Origin of the sequence: Cryptosporangium japonicum (assembly GCF_039524755.1) — a bacterium.
Taxonomy (GTDB): Bacteria; Actinomycetota; Actinomycetes; order Mycobacteriales; family Cryptosporangiaceae; genus Cryptosporangium; species Cryptosporangium japonicum.
This window is the reverse complement of the sequence record NZ_BAAAGX010000017.1, coordinates 1-20,016: the sequence shown is the minus strand read 5'-3', so window position 1 is coordinate 20,016 and position 20,016 is coordinate 1. Positions and strand designations below refer to the sequence as shown.

Genomic DNA, 20,016 nt, shown 5'->3' with positions numbered 1-20,016 from the left:
CAGGAAATGAGGAGAAATGGCCGAGGCGCAGCGCCGCGTCCGGGCTCGAAGGGATTGTTGGCAAGAAATGTGGCACCGCGTTGACCAGCGATCAATAGCCGGGCGGTTACGGTCATGTTTCGGTGCAACCGATTGACGAATCGGTCCGACCAAGGCAAGTTAGTGGCCCTACCGCAGCGCGGCGGATGACGTTCGACCCGGCGCGGAAGGCTCCTCCATGACCGTGCAGCCCGACCAGACCACCGACCGTGTCGCCGAGCTCGCTGCCGCGGTGACCGGCGGCGGCTTCCCCTGGGCGTCGAAGAACGCGATGCTCGAAGCCTCCGAGACCTACTGGAACCCCGGCAAGACCCGGTTCTGGAGCGACGAGGGCGTCCCGCTGGTCATCGACCGGCGCGAGGGCTACCACCTGCACGACGTCAGCGGCCACACCCTGATCGACGTCCACCTGAACGGCGGCACGTACAACCTCGGCCACCGCAATCCCGAGGTGGTCGCCGCCGTCACGAAAGCCACCGAACGGTTCGACGTCGGCAACCACCATTTCCCGTCGATCGCCCGCACCGCACTGGCCGAAGCACTGGTGCGCACCGCGCCGCGCGGCCTGACCAAGGTGATCTACGGCAGCGGCGGCGGCGAGGCGATCGACATCGCGATCAAGTCGGCCCGCCACGCCACCAAGCGGCGCAAGATCGTCTCGATCGTGAAGGCGTACCACGGGCACACCGGGCTCGCGGTCGGCACCGGCGACGACCGGTTCTCCCGGATGTTCCTGGCCGACCAGCCGGCCGACTTCCCGCACGTCGAGTTCAACGACCTGGCCGCGATGGCCGACGCACTGCGCGGCGACGACGTGGCCGCGGTGATCATGGAGACGATCCCGGCCACCTACGGCTTCCCGATGCCGGCGCCGGGTTACCTGGCCGCGGTCAAACGGCTCTGCGAGGAGCACGGCACGCTCTACATCGCCGACGAGGTGCAGACCGGGCTCGGCCGCACCGGCGAACTGTGGGCCATCACCAAACACTCCGTCGAACCCGACATCCTGGTCACCGGCAAGGGCCTGTCGGGCGGCCTGTACCCGATCACCGCGGTGCTCGCGAGCGACCGCGCCGCGGCCTGGCTCACCGAGGACGGCTTCGGCCACATCTCGACGTTCGGCGGCGCCGAGCTGGGGTGCGTCGCCGCGCTCACCACGCTCGACGTGACGCTGCGCGCGTCGACCCGGGACAACGTGGCCGCGCGGTCGGAGCAGTTCGAGGCCGGGCTGCGTGCCGTCAAGGCCGAGTTCGGAGATTGGCTGGTCGGCATCCGCAAGGACGGTCTGGTCGTCGGGCTCGAGTTCGCGCACGCCGAGGGGGCCAAGTACGTGATGCGCCGGCTCTACGAGGGCGGCGTCTGGGCGATCTTCTCGACGCTCGACCCGCGAGTGCTGCAGTACAAACCGGGGCTGCTGGTCACCGCGGAGCTGGCCGCGGACATCCTGGAGCGGACCCGGACCGCGGTGCGGCTCTCCCGGGACGACGTCCGGTGATCGCGTCCGCCGCCATCGCGCGCTACGGGCTGCCCCCGTCCACCACCGTCGAGTTGCTGAACGTCTCCGAGAACGAGACCTACCGGGTGCACGACCCGGACGTGGTTCTCCGGGTCCACCGCCTCGACTACCACCCGCCGGGCGCGATCCCGTCCGAGCTGGCCTGGCTCGACGCGCTGCGTACCGAGGCGGGGATCCGCACCCCGAAAGTGATTCCGGCGCTCGACGGGTCGCGTGTCGTCCGCGTGCCGGACCCCGCGGGCGGGCCGGACCGCGACTGCGTGATGTTCGAGTTCCTGCCCGGACGCGAGCCGAGCGAGGACGACCTCGTGACGGACTTCGAGCCGCTCGGCGCGCTCACCGCGCGGATGCACCAGCACGCGCGCTCCTGGGTGCGTCCGGCGGAGTTCGTGCGTTTCCACTGGGACGCCGACGCCGCGTTCGGCACCGCGGGCCGGCCGGGGCGCTGGGGTTCGTGGCGGTCGGCGCCGGGCTGCGGACCGGCCGAACACGTGGTGCTGGACCGTCTGGAGGCGACGCTGCGCGACCGGCTGACCCGGTTCGGCACCGGCCCCGAGCGGTACGGGCTCATCCACGCCGATCTGCGGCTGGCCAACCTGCTGGTGTCCGACGACGCCGGCGTCAGCGTGATCGACTTCGACGACTGCGGATTCGGCTGGTACCTGTACGACCTCGGTGCGGCGCTGAGCTTCTTCGAGCACCTCCCCGAGGTGCCGGAGGTCATCGACGCCTGGACCCGCGGCTACCGCTCGGTGGCGCCGCTGCCGGCCGGCGACGAGGCCGAGATCTGGACGTTCGTCCTGCTCCGCCGCCTGCTGCTCACCGCGTGGATCGGATCGCACTCCGAAGTGGAGATCGCCGCCGCGCTGGGAGCCGAGTACACCAGTGGCACCTGCGCCCTGGCCGAGCAGTACCTCTCCACCCATTCCTGAGGGGACTCCATGTTCACGTCGCTGGCAGGTAGATCGGTCGTCGTCACGGGTGGTTCGCGAGGCATCGGAAAAGGCATCGCCCGGGTGTTCGCGAACGCGGGCGCGTCCGTGCTCGTCGTCGGGCGCGACCTCGACGCGGCGCGGGCCACCGCGGACGAGATCGGCGGCAGCGCGTTCGCCGCCGACATCGCCACCCCGGACGGTTGCCGCCGCGTGGCCGAGGCCGCGATCGAGCGGCACGGCGGCATCGACGTCCTCTGTGCCAACGCCGGGATCTTCCCCGACCGGAAACTCGCCGACCTCACCGAAGCCGACGTCGACGAGGTCTTCGGCACGAACGTCAAAGGCACGATCTTCGCCGTCCAGGCCTGTACGAGCGCGCTGGCCGCGTCCGGCCACGGCCGGGTGATCCTGACGTCCTCGATCACCGGACCCATCACCGGCTACCCCGGCTGGTCGCACTACGGCGCGAGCAAGGCCGCCCAGCTCGGTTTCCTGCGCACCGCCGCGCTCGAACTCGCACCGGCCCGGATCACGGTCAACGCCGTGCTGCCCGGCAACGTGCTCACCGAAGGGCTCTCCGACCTCGGCGCGGACTACCTGCGCACGATGGAGGCGTCGATCCCGCTGGGCCGGCTCGGAGCGGTCGAGGAGATCGGCAACACGTGCCTGTTCCTGGCGACCGACGAGGCCGCGTACATCACCGGCCAGACGATCGTGGTCGACGGTGGACAGACGCTGCCCGAGTCGCTCGACGCGATCGTTCCCGGCTGAGCGATATCCTGAACGCCTCGGGCCAGGGGGTGAGAACAGCGTGACCAGCGATGTCACCGACGGCACTGCGGTCGACGGCGCTCGCCGCCGGATGCTGGAGCTGATCAAGTCCGGCTCGCTCGAGCCGGGCCAGCGCCTGGGCTCCGAGCGGGAACTGGCCAGCGACCTGGGTGTCAGCCGCACGACGCTGCGCCAGGCCCTGGGCGCGCTCGAACAGTCCGGTGTGGTGCGCCGGGTGCCGGGTCGCGGCGGCGGCACGTTCGTGAGCCGCGCGAAGATCGAGCGTGACCTGTCGAGCGTCGTCGGGGTGCCCGCGCTGCTGCGTGCCCAGGGGTTCACGGCCGGGTCGCGGGTGATCAGCGCGAGCATCATGAGCGCGGACGAGGCCACCGCGGCGGCGCTCGGGCTCGACGTCGGCGGCCTGGTCACCGAGATCGTCCGGATCCGGCTGGCCGACGGGGCGCCGGTCTCGCTCGAACACGCACGCTTACCGGCCGAACGGTTCCCCGGCCTGCTCGAACTGCCGCTCGGCGGGTCGGTGTACGAGCTGCTCGAGGAGCACTACGGGGTGCGCCCGGTCGAGGCGCTGGAGCGCATCGAAGCGGTGTCGGCCGGGCCCACCGAGGCGTCGGTGCTCGACGTCGAGGCCGGCGCGCCGCTGCTGTCGATCACCCGCACCGCGAAGGACGGCGACGGCGTCCCGTTCGAGTTCTCGCACGACCTGTTCCGCGCCGACCGCACCCGCATCCTGGTCCGCACGCCGGGCGCGGCCGGCGCCGCCGCGGAGTTCCCCTAACGTGTGGTCGCCGCGGGTTGCTCGTTCGGCACCGCGGCGGTCCGGTCCTCCGGTACCAGCCCCGGGTACCGGCTGGTGGCCGGAGGTAGCGGGCGATCGGTGGGGGTCGGTTCGGCCTCCGGGTACTTCGTCGCACCGGTGGCCGCGGTCGAGGACACGCTCGGCGTCGTCTCGAGCGGACCGTCCAACGGGCCGGGGGCCGGTTTCGCCGGGGTCGCTCCGGGGGTGGCCCGCTGGGAGGGTGGCGGCTGGTGGCTCGGCCGGATCGGCTCCTCGCGTACCTGCCCGATCACCACGAACACGGCGATCGCCAGCAGCGCGGCGGCCATCGTCACGGTGGCGAGGACCCAGCGGTTGGCGGAGCGGCGCCCACGGACCGGCGGTGCCGGCGGGCGCAGATCGGCCGCGGTGACCTGGTCGGCGCGGGCCCGCAGCGCGGCCGTCAAACGGTGCTCGAGCTCGGTGGGCGTCATCTTCCGGCCTCCAGCAGCTTCTCGAGGGCCGCGAGAGCCCGGCTGGCGGTCGATTTCACGGTGCCGCGTGAGATGTCCAACGTCTCGGCGATCTGGGCTTCCGACAGGTCGGACCAGTACCGCAGGACGAGCACCTCGCGCTGGCGCCGCGGGAGCCGGCGCAGGGCGGCGAGCACCTCGCGGTGCTCCTCGGCGAGCAGCACACCCTCGTCGGTGGCGGGTGAGAGCTCGAAGCGCGGTGGCGCCGCCCGGAACGTGCGCCGGCGGCGCAGGACGGACCGGGCCGCGTTGACCACCGCGGTGTTCAGGTAGGCGTCGGGGTTCTCGACACCGGAGAACGCGGCGCCGTGGCGTCGGTACGCGGCGGCGAACGCGTCCTGGACCACGTCCTCGGCGGTCGCGAGGTCGTCGACGAGGAGCACGGCCAGCCGTACCAGCGCGAGACGGCGGTGGTGGTACAGCTCGACGAGCTTCGGCCCGCTCGCCTCGGGTGCGGCGGTCGCCCGCCGCGGCGGCCAGGCCAGTTCGTCGGGCTCGGCGCCGGGCGACCGGGCGTCACCAGACCGGGCGTCGGCGGGCCAGGCTGCCTCGAACGGCCCGTTGGCGGTGCGGCCGGCGGCTCCACCGGTGCGGGCCGAACTCGAGCGGGTGAGCCAACCCCACCAGCGGCGCGAACGGCGCGCCGCGGTGGGGAGGGCCAGCGTGGTCATGGGTTCATCCTCACCGATGAGGCCGTCACTTCGGCGCAAGCGCCGTGGTGGCGGGCTTCGGCTCGGCGGGCACCACGCGCGGCGCGGTGGTCGCGGCCGGCTTCTTCGTGGCCGGTTCGGCCGGAACGGGCGTCGCGGTGGTCACCGGCCTCTGGTCGGTCGGCTGGCCCGGAACCGGCCTCGCGGTGGTCGCGGGCTGCTTGTCCGGGGCCGGGACCGGGCGTGCCGAGACGGTCGCGTCGGGTGCGGCCGGAGCCGGGGTCGCCGCCTCCGCCGGAGCGAGCTGGTCACAGTCCGGCACCGCCGACGCGCTCTCCGCCGGCTTCGGCCCGGTCGCCGGAGACTCGGCCGGCACGTCCCGCGGCACCACGGTCTCCGCCGGTTTCGGCGTGGTCACCGGAGCGTCCCGCGGCGGCACCGGCGCCACCGTCTTCGCCCCGGTCTCCGGGGACGCGGCCGGCACGTCACGCGGCGGCTCGGCCGGGCCCGTCTTCGGCCGGGTCGCGGAGGTCTCCGCCGGCGCAGCAGGCGCAGCGGTCTCCGCCGGCGCGACGGGCGCCGCGGTCTCGGCCGGGACACACGACTCGTCGGTCGGCGGTAACGGGCTCGGTGCGGCCTCCGCCGGCGCCGCGGCCGGCGTCGAGGACTCGACCACCGTCGGCGACGGCTTCGGATCGTCCTGACCGATCGCGGCGTTCGCCGCGAACCCGCCGCCGACGATCAGGGCCGCGGCCGCCGCGGCGGCCATCACCAACGTGCGCGGTCGGATTCGAGGCACGACGTACTCCCAGGGTCACAGGCCCGCGAATGGGCCCTTCACCCCGACAGACGCCGCACCCACCCCGAGGTTGCTTCCCCGCCCCGGATTTATCCGACGGTGGTGAGGACGGCCTCGGTGCGCAGGCGGTAACCACGCTTGATGACGGTCTCGACCAGGTCGGCCTCGCCGAGCGCCGCACGCAACCGCGTGATCGCCATCTCGACCGCGTGGTCACCGGCGTCACCGGCCGGCAACACCTCGCGCAGCTCGGCCCGGCTGAACACCCGTCCCGGCCGCGACGCCAGCGCACGCAGCACCGCCATCGACGCCGGCGGTGCCGCCACCGCGACCCCGTCGACCATCACGGCGAAGCCACGCACCTGCACCTCGTGGTCACGCACCCGGAACGTCGGGCAGCGGGCGGGCAGCTCCACCGCCACCGACCGCACCAGCGCGCCGAGCCGGTAGCGCTCGGGGCTCACCACCGGGATCCCCCGACGCACGAGCACGGACGCGGTGACCGGCCCGACGCAGGCCGCGACGACCGACGTCGAGAACGCCTTCACCACGGCCGGACCGCGGTCGCACGCGTCGGCCGTCGCCAGGAAGTTCGCCGACGCCGCCGCGCTGGTGAACGTCACCGCGTCGACCGCGCCGACGCACACGCTCTCGACCAGCCGGCGCAGCGGCGCGACGTCCTCCGGCGGCACCCACCGGTACACCTCGACCTCGACGACCTCCGCGCCGGCCGACGTGAGCGCCGCGGCCACGTCACGCAGCGGCTCGCCGTGCAGCTGGATCGCCACCCGCTTGCCCGAGACACCGGCGTCCAGCAGGTACGACAGCACCTCCGCGCTGGTCTCGGACGCCGCGTGCCACTGCTCGGTGAGCCCGGCCGCCCGGATCGCCCCGCGTGCTTTCGGGCCCCGCGCCAGCACGGTCGACGAGGCCAGCACCGCGAGGAGCGGATCGGCCAGCCCCCACCCCTCGGTGGCCTCCAGCCAGCCCCGGAACCCGATGCCGGTGGTGGCCACCACGATGTCGGGCGGGTTCTCGATCAGCCCGCGCGTGGTCGAGAGCAGCATCTCGTCGTCGGGGAGCGGGATGATTCGCAACGCCGGTGCCATCACGACCCGGGCACCCCGCCGTTCGAGCAGAGCGGCGAGCTCGTCCTTGCGACGCTCGGCCGTCACCGCGACGGTGAAGCCGTCGAGCTCACCCACGTTGCAGCTCGACCTCGACGACTCCGTCGCGGACCCGGACCGGCCAGGTGGGCAGGGACGGTACTCCCTGGTCGGAGAGGCACTCACCGGTCACCAGGTCGTACACCTGCTTGTGCAGCGGGGACGCCACCGTGCGACGACCAGCGCGGGTGCCGACCAGGCCCCGGGCCATCACGTGCGCCCCGGTGTACGGGTCCCGATTTCCAACCGCATAGACCTGATCGTCCCATAGCCGGAAGAGCGCGATCTGGGCGCCGTCGAACAGCGCGCACGCTCCCCGCTCCGGGAGGAGGTCCGAGACCCGGCAGGCCACCCGCCAGTCGACGGCGATCAAGGAAGCAGTCATCGGGGCAGTACCTCCAGAGGCAGCTCACCGGGACGGGCCGGCCGGGGCTGGCCGCGCTCGTACACGATCTCGATGCTCGTATCGGTCACACCGGGTGCGTTGATGAAGGGGACGAACCGGGCCAGGCGCTCCGGGTCGGCGAGCGTGTCCGCCCACTCGTCGGAGTAGTTCGCGACGTGGGCCGCCATCGAGGCGTCCAGGTCGGCGCCGATGCCGAGCACGTCGTCGCAGACGACCGACCGGAGGTAGTCCAGCCCGCCGTCCAGGCTCTCCAACCAGGCCGCGGTGCGCTGGAGGCGCTCGCCGGTCCGGAGGTAGAACATCAGAATCCGGTCGACGTATGTCAGAAGTGTTTCGGTGTCGAGATCACTGGCGAACAGGTCGGCGTGTCGGGGGCGGAATCCCCCGTTTCCGGCGACGTAGAGGTTCCAGCCGTTCTCGGTGGCGATCACCCCGATGTCCTTGCTGCGCGCCTCGGCACACTCCCGGGCACACCCGGACACCGCCATCTTGATCTTGTGCGGCGCCCGCAGTCCGCGGTAGCGCAGCTCCAGGTCGATCGCCAGGCCCACCGAGTCCTGCACGCCGTACCGGCACCAGGTCTCGCCGACGCACGATTTCACCGTGCGCAGCGCCTTGCCGTACGCCTGACCGGACTCGAACCCCGCGTCGATCAGCCGCTTCCAGATCTGCGGCAGCTGGTCGAGGCGGGCGCCGAACAGGTCGATGCGCTGGCCACCGGTGATCTTCGTGTAGAGGTTGAAGTCGCGGGCGACCTCGCCGATCACGATCAGCTTCTCCGGCGTGATCTCGCCGCCGGGGATGCGTGGTACGACCGAGTACGTGCCGTTGCGCTGCATGTTCGCCAGCGCGTGGTCGTTGGTGTCCTGCAGCGCGGCCTGCTCGCCGTCGAGGATGTACCCGTTGCCGAGCGACGCCAGGATCGAGGCCACCGCGGGCTTGCAGAGGTCGCAGCCGTGCCCGGTGCCGTGCGCGGCGATCAGGCCGGAGAACGTCCGGATGTCGGAGGTGCGCACCAGCTCGAACAGCTCCGCCCGCGAGTACGCGAAGTGCTCGCACAGCGCCTTCGACACGTGCACACCGCACTCGTCGAGCAGCGACTTGAGCATCGGGATGCAGGAGCCGCAGCTGGTGCCCGCGCGGGTGCAGGCCTTGATCGCCGGGACGTCGGTCGCGCCCTGCTCGGTGATCGCGTCGACGACGTCCTTCTTCGTCACCGCGTTGCAGGAACACACCTGGGCGTCGTCGGCGACCGAGACCTCGCCGAACAGCAGCGTCTCGGGCGTGGCCGGCAGCGCGCGGCCGATCAGCGGACGCAGCCCCGCGTACACCGACGCGTCGCCCACCAGGACGCCGCCCAGCAGCGTCCGGGCGTCGTCGGAGATCACGAGCTTCTTGTAGATGCCGGCGACCGGGTCGGAGAAGACCACGTCCAGCGGGCCCTGGGTCGCCCCGAACGAGGCCACCTCGACGCCGAGCAGCTTGAGCTTCGTCGACATGTCGGGCTCGGCCAGCTCGCCGGAACCGCCGAGCAGCCGGTCGGCGACGACCTCGGCCATCGCGTACCCCGGCGCGACCAGCCCGTAGACCGAGCCCTCCACGGCCGCGCACTCGCCGACCGCCCAGATCGCCGGGTCCTCGGTACGGCAGGACCGGTCGACGAGCACACCGCCCCGGGTGCCGACGCCCAGGCCGACGGAACGAGCCAGCTCGTCACGCGCCCGGATACCGGCCGCGAACACCACCAGCTGCGTGTCGAGCACGGTGCCGTCGGTCAGCGTGGCCGAGACGACCCGCCCGTCGGCGTCGGACTGCAGTGACGCGGTACCGACGCCGGCGTGCACCCGGACGCCGAGCCCTTCGACCAACCGGCGGAGCGCCTCGCCCCCACCGGCGTCGACCTGCTGCGGCATCAGGTGCGGGGCGAACTCCACCACGTGCACCGGCACCCCGAGGTCGCGGAGGCCGCCGGCGGCCTCCAGGCCGAGCAGACCGCCGCCGACGACGACCGCCGCGCGCGCCGACGTGGCTTCCGCGCGGATCCGGTCGAGGTCGTCGAGCGTGCGGTAGACGTGGCAGCCGCCCAGGTCGGCACCGGGCACCGGCGGGACGAACGCCTTCGAGCCGGTGGCCAGCACCAGCGCGTCGTAGGTCAGTTCCCGGCCGGCCGCGGTACGGACCGTTCGCGCGGAACGGTCGATCGCCACCGCCGGATCACCGAGGTGGCAGGTGCGCCGACCGCCGTCGTACCAGCCCTCGGACACGAGGCCGAGCGCGGCGGCGGGGTCGGTGAGGTAGCGGGAGAGCGCCACCCGGTCGTAGGCGGAGTGGGTCTCCTCGCCGAGCACGGTGACCCGCCACTCGGCCTTCGTGTCGCGGTCGGTGAGGGCCTCGACCATGCGCTGGCCGACCATGCCGTGACCCACCACCACGAGGTGGCGGGTCACGATGCATCCGCATCGTCGGGACGGTCGTCACCGAGCGCGTAGTCCGTGCTCTCGTCCGGTTCGTCGAAGCTGGTCATGACGACGAGCGTCGCCAGGAGGAGTTTCGGTGCCGGTGCGCCGAGATTTCCGCGCCGAAAACTGGATCTCACACCGGCCGGAGCCGGCCGTGCGTCAGAAGGCGCGGTAGCGCCGCCTCTTCACGGCCGTCTCGCCGTCCCGGCGCACGACCTCGTGCGTGGCGCCGGGCGGCAGCGGCTTCTCCACCGCGTCGTTCTGCGTGTCGGCTCCGTCGGCCGGAGTGCGGTCGACCTCGACCGCCTCACCGCGGGCGATCAGGTCCGCGATGAACTTCTCGGCCACCTCCACCTCGGCGGAAGTCTGTTCAGCCGTGTCCACTCGTCGTGCAGCGCTCACGGTCGCCTCCTGAGAGTCGGCTGCTTCTCCTCGAAGGTAGCCCTTTCCGCGCCGAAGCGAACCAGGTCGGAGGTCCCGACTTCCGGTTCAGTCGAACACCCGCCGCACCAGCACCAGGCCCGCACCGTTGTTCGCGACCTCGTGGGTACGCAGCGTGCCGTCGACCCCGGAGGCGGCCACGAACCCGCGCTGGTACTCCCGCGGAACCGCGACGCGGCCCTGGCGGAACAGGTCCTCGACGAACGCGGCGGCGACGTCCTCGCCGGGAGTGGTCGCCAGCTCGCCGCGGGACGGCGCCGCCGGAGCCACCGAGAACCGCGGCGCCTCGACGGGAGCGCGCACGGTCAGGTCCTCCGGCAGCCCGTAGGGCCGGCCGGGCACGGCGACCTCGGACGTCGACGCACCACGCGCGTGCGCGGCGCCCGGCGCGATCGACCGCTCGGAGACCTTGTCGTCGTCGTCGGGGGCCGCGCCGTCGATGATCGCCTCGGCCGACGCCGGGGACAGGATGCCGTGACGCACGAACGCCGCCTGCAGCGCCGCGGAGTACCGGCCGCCGAACTTCTCCTGGTCGGCCTCGATCAGGTGCGCGGCGACCTGCGCGTAGTACGCGGGCACCGCCGCGGTGTCGGTGACCGCCGTGACCAGCAGCGTCGCCGCGTCCTGCCCGGCGGTGCGCAGGGCCTCGTCGTCCACCTGGCCGGTGCCGGCGACGGTGTGCACCATGCCGGCCAGCGAGCGGAGGAACGCGCCGGTGAAGACCCGGGAGAACGAGTGCGGCTCGCTGGAGAGCTGGCTGGCCGGTGCGCTCGGCGGCAGCGTCACCGGGTCGCGGTAGAACAGTTCGTTCGACGCGTTGCGCAGGCAGTCGGGGTCGGCCGAGCTCGGGGCGAGCTGGCGCACCGCCCAGCCGAGCTGTTCGGCGAGCCGCGACAGCCGCGACGAGCGGGACAGCTCGCCGCCGGTCTCGCCGATCACCTGCTCGCGCAGGGTGGCCAGCCGGAGCCCGGCGAGCACGGCGGTCATGTCGCCGAACGACTCGTGGAACGCCGCGATCTCGGCGCTGGCCGCGTCCCACATCCACGGGCACAGCGCGTCGAGGACGGCGTGGCCGGTCTCGTGGCTGACGATGTCGGGGCTCTCCCCCGACCAGACCGTGACGCCGGAGACGTGCTGGCGGAAGAACGCGAGGCCGCCCCGGTCGTAGTAGGCGTTCAGATCGACGCCGGCGTTGAGGTCGGCCACCAGGACCTCACCGACGGCCGGGTTCCAGGTCGCGCCGTTCGGGAACTCGTCGGCCGGGAACAGCGGTGCGTAGAGCGCGACCGTCCGCCCCAGCGCCTCGGCGGCGGTCCAGTACCGCACCGCGCCCTCCGCGTCGGGCGGCACCGTTCCCTGGACGTCCACCGCGAGCGGAGCGGTGCGTAACGCCGGACGGGCCCGGAGGACAGGGGTCCGGCTGGACGGCGGCGCACCGGGATCGTCCTCCCAGACGCTGACCTCGTCGCTCGCCTCGTGAACCGTGGTCACCGATCAGTTCCTCTCCGTCGTCACTGACGGTCCCCATGATGGACCGTCAGCGCCACCAGTGCGGCCCTTCCCGGCAGACGCACGTAAACGCGAAATGTCACGCGGGTTCCCAAATGACGCACCGGTATACGCGTGAAACAACCATTGCGAGAACAAGGGCCTTCTTGATCGAAAAACTCAACACTAAGACTCCTTTTCGTCACATTTATGTGCTTTCGTGGGAGGGACGCGGGAGCACCCGCCACCCAGAAGGGAGTGCCGAATGACGACGACGGGCATCCAGGCCACGCGCGCTCTCTGGACCGACCACGACGCCGAGGTCGTGGACCCTCCGGAGCAGGCGTTCGCCGACGTGTTCGGCGACGCGGACCGGGTGCGGATCGCGCTCTGGATCGATCGGACGGCACCGGCACACGGCGGTCTGTTCTGCAGCGACACCGCCGCCGCCGACCTCGGACTCCCGGAAGCAACGGTGCGTGCCGCACTGGGGCCGTTGCAGCACATCGGAATGGTGCGCTACCGCAACGGTCTGTACATGCGCTGCGACCACACGCTGTGGTCGGTGCTCAAGGTGCTGCGCAACTTCGCCGGACCGACGCTGACCCCGTCGCCCGCGCCGGCGCCCGAGCCCGAGCCGCACGACACCCGCGCCGCGACGTTCTACTTCGGCTGAAAGACCCGTCCGACCTGCTTTGCCTACTTGATGAGTAGGGAATGTGCGGTTACGGTCGGGCCATGACAGTGGTGATCGGCGCCGGCGCGAGCGGCGTACTCACGGCGGTCGCGCTCGCCGCCCGCCCCGGCGGCCCGGTGACCGTCGTCGAATCCGCGCCGGACGTCGGTCGGGGCGTCGCGTACGCCACGACCGACTACGGTCACCTCCTCAACTCGCGCACCGAGACGATGAGCCTCTACGCCGACCGTCCCGGTCACTTCCTGGAGTGGTGTCGCGAGCGCGGGCTCTACTGCGGTCCCGCCGGGTACGCACCACGCACCACGTACGGCCGCTACCTCGGTGAGGCGCTGGAGAACCTGGGGCGCGGCTCCGGCGGCCGGGTACGCATCGTGCGCGGCCGGGCCGTCGCGGTCACCGGCGCCGGGGTCACGCTGGCCGACGGCCGGGTGCTCCCGGCCGAAGACGTCGTTCTCGCGCTGGGCCACTCGCCCGCACGCACCCCCGACATCGACCCCTGGGCCTCCGGCGCACTCGACCGGATCGGCCGTCACGACGACGTCGTGCTGCTCGGCACCGGGCTGACCGCGGTGGACGTCGTCGTGACGCTGGCCGGGCGGGGTCACCTCGGCCGGGTGACCGCGCTCTCCCGGCACGGGCTGCTGCCCCGCGTCCACGTGGACCCACCGCCCCGGGTGGTGGCGTCCGGGGTGTCCGGCCACACGGTCAGCGAGTTGATCCGCCAGGTGCGGCGGGCGGTGCCACCGCACGGTGAGTGGCGCGGTGTCGTCGACGGGCTCCGTCCCGACGTGGAACGGCTCTGGACCGGGATGACCGTCACCGAGCAGGACCGGTTCCTGCGGCACGTGTCCCGGCTGTGGGAGGTGCACCGGCACCGGATGGCCCCGCCGATCGGTGCCCAGCTGCGCCGCCGGGCCCGCGAAGGGCGGCTCGAGGTGATCGCCGGCTCGATCGTCGCCGTCGGGGCCGACGGCGTCTCGTGGGTCCCCCGCGGCGGCGGCCCGGTCGTGCGGACGCCCGGCGCGGTCGTCGACTGCCGGGGGCCGGGCGCCTGGGTGGGGAGCGACGACCCGCTCGCGCGCCAGCTGGCCGGGGCGGGCCTGGTGAGCCCGGACCCGCACGGCCTGGGCTACGCCACCACCGACGACGGGCAGCTCGTCGGCACGGACGGCACCGTGGTGCCGGGGCTGTGGACGCTCGGCCCGGTGCGCCGCGGGTCGCGGTACGAGACGACCGCGATCCCGGAGATCCGGGCCCAGGCCACGGCGATCGCCGAGCGGGTGAGCTCGGCGCTCATGGTCGCCTAGGTCCGAGCCGGAATCAGTTCCGCCGCCCGGTCGATGAGTGCGCTGACCACCGCCGGGCGGTTACGCAGCTCGCGCAGCCAGGACGGGTTCCCGTCCTCGGCGGCCAGCTTCTCGGCCTCCTCGACCAGGAGCGTGCGCAGTTCGGCCGGCCGGGTCACCTCGCCCACCCGGCCGAGGAACCGCCGAAGCAACGCGCTCGTCGCCGCCACGTGCTCGGTACCCACGATCCACCGCCCCCGCTGATCGATCACGACCTCGGCGACGTCGTCGCCGGCCGGAACCCCGGCCAGGTGAGTGAACTCGACGTCCGAGCGCATCCCGGCCACGTCGAGGCTGAGCACGGTCCGGTTGGCCTCGGCCAGGCCGACCAGGGCCGCGTACTGCTCGGGCCGCAGCTCGCGCCAGGCCACCAGCGCACCGGCCAGGTGCCCGGCCGCCTTGCCCAGGTCGGGCTCGTCGTCGCTGGGCCAGGCCCGGGTGAGCGCCGACGCGAACGCACCGCGGCGCACCCCGTCGATCAGCGGCTGGACCACCTGCGGGCCGAGCCGCACCCGCCCGCCGGCCGTCGGGATGCAGGTGTAGTACCCGACGCTGACGATGAGCGCGACCAGCAGCACCCGACCGGCCGGGTCGACGTGCGGCAGGAACGACTTCTGGTCCAGCCAGCGCTCCGGCCGCGCCACCAGACCGGAGGCGGACAACCGGGTGCGCACCCGGTCGGCGAGCACCGACTGCGCGCAGCTGACGATCCGCGCGTGCGTCCACGCCTCCCGCTCGGCCTGACGCTGCCAGGACACGACCACGCGCTCCTGGGCGTCCAGCGCGAGTTCGTCGCAGACCAGGCAGTGCTGCGAATGCGCGTCGCGCAACAGCGGACTGCGTGTCGCGGTGCAGCGGCGGCCCTGGTGGAGCTGCTGACGCTGTCTCGTCAGCGCTCCCCAGACGACCCGCGCCACCTCCGCGGAGTCCTGATCCGGTGCCAGGCGGGCCGGCCCCGCCGTTACCATCGCCACCTCGACTCCGTTCACCGTGTCTGTTGCGGGACAAAAGTGTCGTTGTTGCTCCTGGTACAGCGCGCCCTCCGAACGGCGGTCATCCGCTGACCCTCCGCACCGCTCGTGGCCCCAGCGCCGTGGTGCCGCGCAGGATGCCGTCCTCGAGGGCCCGCTCGCGCAGGTCCAGCTTGGTGCGTGCCGCCCGGCCCGCGTCGTCGTACTTCGCGCGCACCCGGTCGAGGTACCCCTTGGCCGTGGACGGCTTGACCCCGAGCCGACGCGCCACGTCGGTCATCCGCAGGCCGGACGCGTACAGCCGCAGCGACTCGGTCTCCTGCAGGCTCAGCGACGGCCGGGTCGGGCGCTGGTCACTGCGTAACGCGAACGCCAGCGCCGGGGTCATGAACTTGTGCCGGGACGCGGCCGAACGCACCGCGGCTCGGATCTCGGTCGGGTCCAGGCTCTTGTGGACGTAGGACAGCGCGCCCGCCTCGATCGACTCCACGATCAGGTCAGTGATGTCCTGCGTGCTGATCGTCACCACGGCCGGCCCCACCGCGGTGATGGCCCGGACGTTGTCGCCGACCCGGCTGTCGTCGCCGAGCCAGACGTCGAGCAGGACGACGTCGGCCTCGCGGCCGCGCCCGTGCAGCAGTTCGTCGACGGACTGGGCGAGATCGATCACGACGATCCCGCTGTCGGCCGGCGCGAGCCACGCCGACAGACCCTGCAAGACCAACGGATCGTCGTCCACAGCAGCCACGGTGATCAGGAGACCCACCTCACTTCTACCCAGAACTTGCTCGAACCTGGTTCCTCGACGTCCGCGCTGACCGTTCCGGGAATCGCGGCCCGGACCCGGTGGAGGAGCGTCCACATCGCTTCTTTGACCGCCGGACGCTCGGACGCGACCGGCAGCAGTACGGTCGCCGACGCGTCACGCACGCAGCCGCTGAGCGTCACGACCGCTTCGCCGGGGCTGGTCAGGCGCAGGATCGCCAGCACGGCGGCGACCAGCTCGGCACGCACCGGCTCCGGCACGTCCCCGAAGTCCGGGGCGATGCGCGCCTCGATCGTCGCGGACCGGTCGGCGGCCGCGCCGGAGAGCGACGAGACCATGTCGCGCCGCCACATCGAGTGCTCGCCGGTCTCGGTGAGTTCGGAGAGCATCGCGCGCAGCCGGCTGGCCTCGATCGCGCACCGCGCGCGGACGTCGGGGTCGGCCGGGTCGAGCGTGCCGTCGGCCAGCGCCCCGACCAGCGGACGCAGCGACTCGCCGAGCTCGCGCTGCCAGCGGCGCCGGTCGTCGGCCACGGCCACCAGCGCGTCGCGGGTCTCCCGGATACGGCCGGCCTCGCGTACACCGGCCTCGGCCAGCGCCCCGTTGCGGCGCACCAGCCCGAACGCCACGACCGCCGCCAGCTGCAGGACCAGCGCGCAGAGCAGCGCGGTGACGATCCGGGTGACCGCACCGGTGTCCGGCCCGGTCTCGACGAGCACCACGCCCACCGAGAGCGCGACGACCGCAGCGGACCAGGCGAGGTACTCGGCCACCGGCCGGTGCAGCGCGAGCAGGGCCAGCGGCCAACCGATGTCGCCGGTGATCCAGTTGGCGGCGATCTGGTCGACGCCGTCCATCGCGGCGAACCCCGCGACCGCGGCCGCGAACACGACCAGCTGCGCGGCCAGGTTGACCGGCACCGGCAGCGGCCGGGTGGGGCCGCGGAGGGCGACCGCGAGCACGACCAGCCCGATCGCGAGCCACGCGGTGAGCTCGAGCCAGAACGGGTCGAACGCGTCCGGCCGGGTGATCAGCGACGTGCTGCTGTAGAGGTGCCAGACCACCGCGATGACGACGAGCGCCCAGCCCATGCCCGCGCGGTACCCGGCCGCCACCGACGGTTCGTGCGGCTCCGGGTGCGTCGGCGCCGCGCCCGGCTCCGGCGGCCGCCAGCTGAGCGTCACGGTCGTGCCCGCGCCGGGTGCGGAGGCCACGTCGGCCCGCCCGCCGACCGTCCCCATCCGCTCGTGGATCGAGCGGCGGACCCCGGTCTGGTCGGTGGTCGTGGCGGCCGGGTCGAAGCCCTGCCCGTCGTCGCGGATCACGATCCGGATGCCGCCGTCGGCGACCGCCGCGCTGACCTCGGCCCCGTCCGCCCTGGCGTGCCGCTCCACGTTGGACAGCGCCTCGCGCACCGCGCCGGCGACCGCCTCGATGACGTCCGGCGGCAGCGCGGGCTCCTCCTCGGGGAGCGTGAGCCGCACCGGCATCGCGCGGCACCCCGACTCCCAGGCGATGCTCGCGAACAGCCCGGCGCTGCGCGGTAACTCGTCGAGCCGGTCGAGGATCGCGACGTCCCGGCCGCAGCGGGCGCGCACCAGGTCGAGACGGGTGCGCAGGGTTCCGCGGGCGACGACGGTGAGCGTGCTCAGCACGGTGTCGTGCAGGTTGCGCTCGAACTGGCGCCGGCTGTGCAGGCGGCTCCGCTCGATCGTGAGCTCGGCGCGGGCGCGGGCCACGTGGTCGAGCGTGGCGTCGGCGCGGCGCGCACCGCCACGGATCAGCCGCATGACGACGACGGCCAGGAAGCCCTGCAGCACGAAGATCGCGACGACGCTGTCGTGGCCGCCGACCGCCGGCCGCCCGGCCGCGACGACGCCCACCAGGAACGCGGCGCTCTGCGCGACCGCGAGCGTGATCGTCCACACCGGAGCCAGGGACCACGAGGCGATGAAGATCGCCACGCTGGCCCCGCCGATGATCCAGGTGGAAGGGTTGCCCACGTACTCGGCGGGCAGGATCCAGTGCGCGAAGCCGAGGTACACGCAGAACAGCGCGCTGTCGGCGACCGCGACCGCCGGAACCAGCCGGCCGGAGCGCAGGAACCAGGCGTAGGCGCCGCCCCACACGACCGTGCTCACGACGGCGACGTGCTGCCACGTGCCCACCCCACCGGCCGCGACGGCCTGCGGATACGCCAACGCCGGCGTCAACGCCGACCACGCCACTCGGAAGATCAACGCGATGCGCGCCGCGGAGCCCTCCAGGGCGTCCTGCGCCACCGTGCCCGGAACTAAGTGCTCGTTCATCTCGCCGCCCGCACCGACGTCGTTCGTCTCGCCGGCGCCCCCACCCGCTGTGGACCGCACGGCCCACCCGCGTCGCTGCCGAACGCTCCGGTTCCCCGTTCCGGAGCGGGTCCGGCACCTACCGGACCTTCGGCGCGGCGCGAAAGCTTTCGCCGCCATGAACTGCTGCCCCTCCGTCCCCCCAGCACGGCACCCCCCGGCACCGCCCGCACGCCCACCGCAGCCGGAAAGCTACGGATCGTCGAGAGGGCTCACGCTGCCAGCCCGTAACAGGCCGCCTCCACCGTGCTAGCCCTAAGAAAGAAACCGCCCTAACCCCCGAAAGAACGGTTCTTCCGTCTCCCCGACGTTGGTCGACGCAGTTTAGCTGGGAAAACGTGGCCGACCTGAGCGGCGACAACAACGTGGCCGACCGTACCGACCGTGGTCATCCGTTGGTGCCACGAGCCTGGCCCCAAACAGGAGTCAGTACGGATGACCGATCGTGGCCCGCGGCGGTACCAGGCCGTCGGCGATCAGGACGTCGAGCCAGGAGGCCAGTACCTCGTCCTCGACCGTCACCCGGGCGGCCGTGGTCTCGGCGGGCCGGGCGGACGAGCCGATCGCGGGCCGGACGGGGAACACGCCGGACACGTCCATCACCGCTCCCCCTCGATTTCGCAACCGTGCCAGCCCCCAAGTCGGACCAACCTCGTCCGCTCAATGTTGACGGACACAGTCGGATTGTGCGGCTGAACAGCGCGCGACGACGCCGGGCGGGCTGCTCGGTGCGGCAACCGGTCCGGCGTCGTCGGTGGGCGGTCGAACGGCGGCTACCAGTCGGCGCCGGCCTTCTCCACAGTGGCGACCTCGGGGCCGTAGTCGGTCCAGCGGTAGCGGGTCATCGTGGTCAGCCGCGGCGCGTAGACGTGGATGCTCACCGCGGGCTCGGCACCGTCGTTGACGACCTCGTGCAGGTGCCGGGGCCCGAAGACGCGCTGCTCGGACGCGTGGAGGGTGCGACCGCGCAGGCGGGGCAGCTCACCGGCCGGGGCGTGGACGGTGTCCTCGCGCAGGCGGCCGCGAACCACGGCGAACGCGCCGGCCGAGCCGCCGTGGTCGTGCAGGCCGGTGCGCTGACCCGGCCACCAGCTCAGCAGCCACGCCTCGACCTGGACGCCGTCGACGAACTCACCGGCGTCGATCGGGGCGTACCAGCGGTCGTCGACGTCGTACTGGACCCGGGCCCGCCAGTCGACGGTGGCGACGAGTCGTTGCAGCACCGTGCCGAGCCGAAGTCCGGACAGCGCGGGCGCTGGAAGAGCGTTGATCGTCATCGTGTGCTCCTTCGGATGGTCGCGATCGGGGCCTCACACCACGAATCGCGGACATCGCGGCACGCCGCCCGACGGCAGTCCCTGGAAGCACTCCTGACCCATGTATTCAGTAAAGCACATAAGGCCTACCAGTTTGGTAGGGCTATGGCCGCGAGTCGGCCCCGCGTCGGGGATCCGACGCGTCAGTTCTTCGACGCCGCGGCGGCCGCCAGCTCGATCGCCTGCTCGAGCGAGGTTGCGGTCGGGAGGACGGTGGAGAGGCCGGAGATCGCGAACACGGCTTCGACGTCCGGCCGGAGCCCGCAGACCACGAGGGAGCCACCGACACCCATGACCCAGCGCGCGTGGGTAGCCACCGTCCCGAGCCCGGTGGAGTCACAGAACGTGACCCCGCTGAGATCGAGTACCAGGTTCTCCCGGCCTTCGTCACGCAACGCTTCGAGGGATTGGCGCAGTGTGCCGGACGTGGCAATGTCGAGCTCTCCGGAGAGCCGGAGAACGCCGACGTTGCCGGACTCCCCCGCGCTGCTCACCACGACGGACAAGTTCATCTCCACCCCTTCAGCACGTGTCAACGGATACCCCTCGAGGAGGGCGCAATGACCGACACCGACCTGATTCCGCCCGACGAGG

The 20,016-nt window shown here is 72.6% G+C and carries 20 protein-coding genes; 7 read left to right on the top strand and 13 right to left on the bottom strand.

Annotated elements, in window-relative coordinates; all coding sequences use genetic code 11:
- The first annotated feature begins 310 nt into the window (after window positions 1-310).
- From ABD437_RS22020 to ABD437_RS22005, 4 genes are read left to right on the top strand one after another with little or no spacing between them, the layout of a single operon-like run.
- On the top strand, window positions 311-1,534 hold the full coding sequence (locus ABD437_RS22020) for a class-III pyridoxal-phosphate-dependent aminotransferase (RefSeq protein ID WP_344651002.1): 1,224 nt from the start codon (window positions 311-313) through the stop codon (window positions 1,532-1,534).
- Window positions 1,531-2,487: a phosphotransferase enzyme family protein gene (locus ABD437_RS22015; protein ID WP_344650793.1), complete on the top strand. Its 957-nt coding sequence runs from the start codon at window positions 1,531-1,533 to the stop codon at window positions 2,485-2,487. Before ABD437_RS22020 ends, ABD437_RS22015 begins: the two co-directional genes overlap by 4 nt.
- A 9-nt stretch (window positions 2,488-2,496) precedes the next feature.
- Window positions 2,497-3,261: a 3-oxoacyl-ACP reductase FabG gene (gene fabG / locus ABD437_RS22010; RefSeq protein WP_344650792.1), complete on the top strand. Its 765-nt coding sequence runs from the start codon at window positions 2,497-2,499 to the stop codon at window positions 3,259-3,261.
- Window positions 3,262-3,301: 40 nt separating this feature from the next.
- Window positions 3,302-4,057, top strand: coding sequence for a GntR family transcriptional regulator (locus ABD437_RS22005; RefSeq protein WP_344650791.1), 756 nt, complete (start codon window positions 3,302-3,304; stop codon window positions 4,055-4,057).
- Here the strand turns inward: ABD437_RS22005 and ABD437_RS22000 are convergent.
- Together ABD437_RS22000 and ABD437_RS21995 are read right to left on the bottom strand one after the other, a co-directional pair.
- Window positions 4,054-4,530, bottom strand: coding sequence for a hypothetical protein (locus ABD437_RS22000; RefSeq protein ID WP_344650790.1), 477 nt, complete (start codon window positions 4,528-4,530; stop codon window positions 4,054-4,056). The genes ABD437_RS22005 and ABD437_RS22000 overlap by 4 nt on opposite strands.
- The gene (locus tag ABD437_RS21995; RefSeq protein ID WP_344650789.1) at window positions 4,527-5,240 is read right to left on the bottom strand and encodes an RNA polymerase sigma factor; all 714 of its coding nucleotides are present in this window, start codon (window positions 5,238-5,240) and stop codon (window positions 4,527-4,529) included. Before ABD437_RS21995 ends, ABD437_RS22000 begins: the two co-directional genes overlap by 4 nt.
- Before the next feature lie 44 nt (window positions 5,241-5,284).
- On the opposite strand from ABD437_RS21995, the gene ABD437_RS21990 reads away from it, so the two are divergent.
- Window positions 5,285-5,923, top strand: coding sequence for a hypothetical protein (locus ABD437_RS21990; RefSeq protein ID WP_344650788.1), 639 nt, complete (start codon window positions 5,285-5,287; stop codon window positions 5,921-5,923).
- A 184-nt stretch (window positions 5,924-6,107) separates the two neighbouring features.
- On the opposite strand, the gene ABD437_RS21985 is transcribed toward ABD437_RS21990, so the two are convergent.
- The 5 genes from ABD437_RS21985 to ABD437_RS21965 all read right to left on the bottom strand — a co-directional run bounded on the left by ABD437_RS21985 (window position 6,108) and on the right by ABD437_RS21965 (window position 11,981).
- The gene (locus tag ABD437_RS21985) at window positions 6,108-7,223 is read right to left on the bottom strand and encodes a uroporphyrinogen-III synthase (RefSeq protein WP_344650787.1); all 1,116 of its coding nucleotides are present in this window, start codon (window positions 7,221-7,223) and stop codon (window positions 6,108-6,110) included.
- Entirely contained in the window at window positions 7,216-7,569 is a 354-nt protein-coding gene (gene nirD, locus ABD437_RS21980) for a nitrite reductase small subunit NirD (RefSeq protein ID WP_344650786.1), read from the bottom strand. The genes ABD437_RS21985 and nirD overlap by 8 nt, the downstream gene beginning before the upstream one ends.
- A complete protein-coding gene (nirB, locus tag ABD437_RS21975; RefSeq protein WP_344650785.1) occupies window positions 7,566-10,037 on the bottom strand; it encodes a nitrite reductase large subunit NirB in 2,472 nt (823 codons plus the stop codon). The genes nirD and nirB overlap by 4 nt, the downstream gene beginning before the upstream one ends.
- A 171-nt stretch (window positions 10,038-10,208) precedes the next feature.
- Window positions 10,209-10,451 carry a hypothetical protein gene (locus ABD437_RS21970; protein ID WP_344650784.1) on the bottom strand — a complete coding sequence of 81 codons (243 nt, stop codon included), beginning with the start codon at window positions 10,449-10,451 and terminating at the stop codon, window positions 10,209-10,211.
- A gap of 87 nt (window positions 10,452-10,538) precedes the next feature.
- The gene (locus tag ABD437_RS21965; protein ID WP_344650783.1) at window positions 10,539-11,981 is read right to left on the bottom strand and encodes a gluzincin family metallopeptidase; all 1,443 of its coding nucleotides are present in this window, start codon (window positions 11,979-11,981) and stop codon (window positions 10,539-10,541) included.
- 262 nt (window positions 11,982-12,243) lie between these two features.
- On the opposite strand from ABD437_RS21965, the gene ABD437_RS21960 reads away from it, so the two are divergent.
- Window positions 12,244-12,654, top strand: coding sequence for a hypothetical protein (locus ABD437_RS21960; protein WP_344650782.1), 411 nt, complete (start codon window positions 12,244-12,246; stop codon window positions 12,652-12,654).
- Window positions 12,655-12,716: 62 nt separating this feature from the next.
- Complete coding sequence (locus ABD437_RS21955) at window positions 12,717-13,982, top strand: FAD/NAD(P)-binding protein (RefSeq protein WP_344650781.1); 1,266 nt, start codon at window positions 12,717-12,719, stop codon at window positions 13,980-13,982.
- On the opposite strand, the gene ABD437_RS21950 is transcribed toward ABD437_RS21955, so the two are convergent.
- From ABD437_RS21950 to ABD437_RS21925, 6 genes are all read right to left on the bottom strand, one after another.
- Window positions 13,979-14,995, bottom strand: coding sequence for a hypothetical protein (locus ABD437_RS21950; protein ID WP_344650780.1), 1,017 nt, complete (start codon window positions 14,993-14,995; stop codon window positions 13,979-13,981). The two genes, ABD437_RS21955 and ABD437_RS21950, sit on opposite strands and share 4 nt — an antisense overlap.
- A gap of 79 nt (window positions 14,996-15,074) precedes the next feature.
- Window positions 15,075-15,731, bottom strand: a complete 657-nt coding sequence (locus tag ABD437_RS21945; RefSeq protein WP_344650779.1) for a response regulator — start codon at window positions 15,729-15,731, stop codon at window positions 15,075-15,077.
- Window positions 15,732-15,745: 14 nt separating this feature from the next.
- On the bottom strand, window positions 15,746-18,127 hold the full coding sequence (locus tag ABD437_RS21940) for a sensor histidine kinase (protein ID WP_344650778.1): 2,382 nt from the start codon (window positions 18,125-18,127) through the stop codon (window positions 15,746-15,748).
- A gap of 405 nt (window positions 18,128-18,532) precedes the next feature.
- Window positions 18,533-18,706 (bottom strand): hypothetical protein, encoded by a 174-nt coding sequence (locus ABD437_RS21935; protein WP_344650777.1) that lies wholly within the window; start codon window positions 18,704-18,706, stop codon window positions 18,533-18,535.
- Window positions 18,707-18,879: 173 nt separating this feature from the next.
- Window positions 18,880-19,383, bottom strand: coding sequence for a cysteine dioxygenase (locus ABD437_RS21930; RefSeq protein ID WP_344650776.1), 504 nt, complete (start codon window positions 19,381-19,383; stop codon window positions 18,880-18,882).
- A 182-nt stretch (window positions 19,384-19,565) separates the two neighbouring features.
- Window positions 19,566-19,934: an STAS domain-containing protein gene (locus tag ABD437_RS21925; protein ID WP_344650775.1), complete on the bottom strand. Its 369-nt coding sequence runs from the start codon at window positions 19,932-19,934 to the stop codon at window positions 19,566-19,568.
- Between the last annotated feature and the right edge of the window lie 82 nt (window positions 19,935-20,016).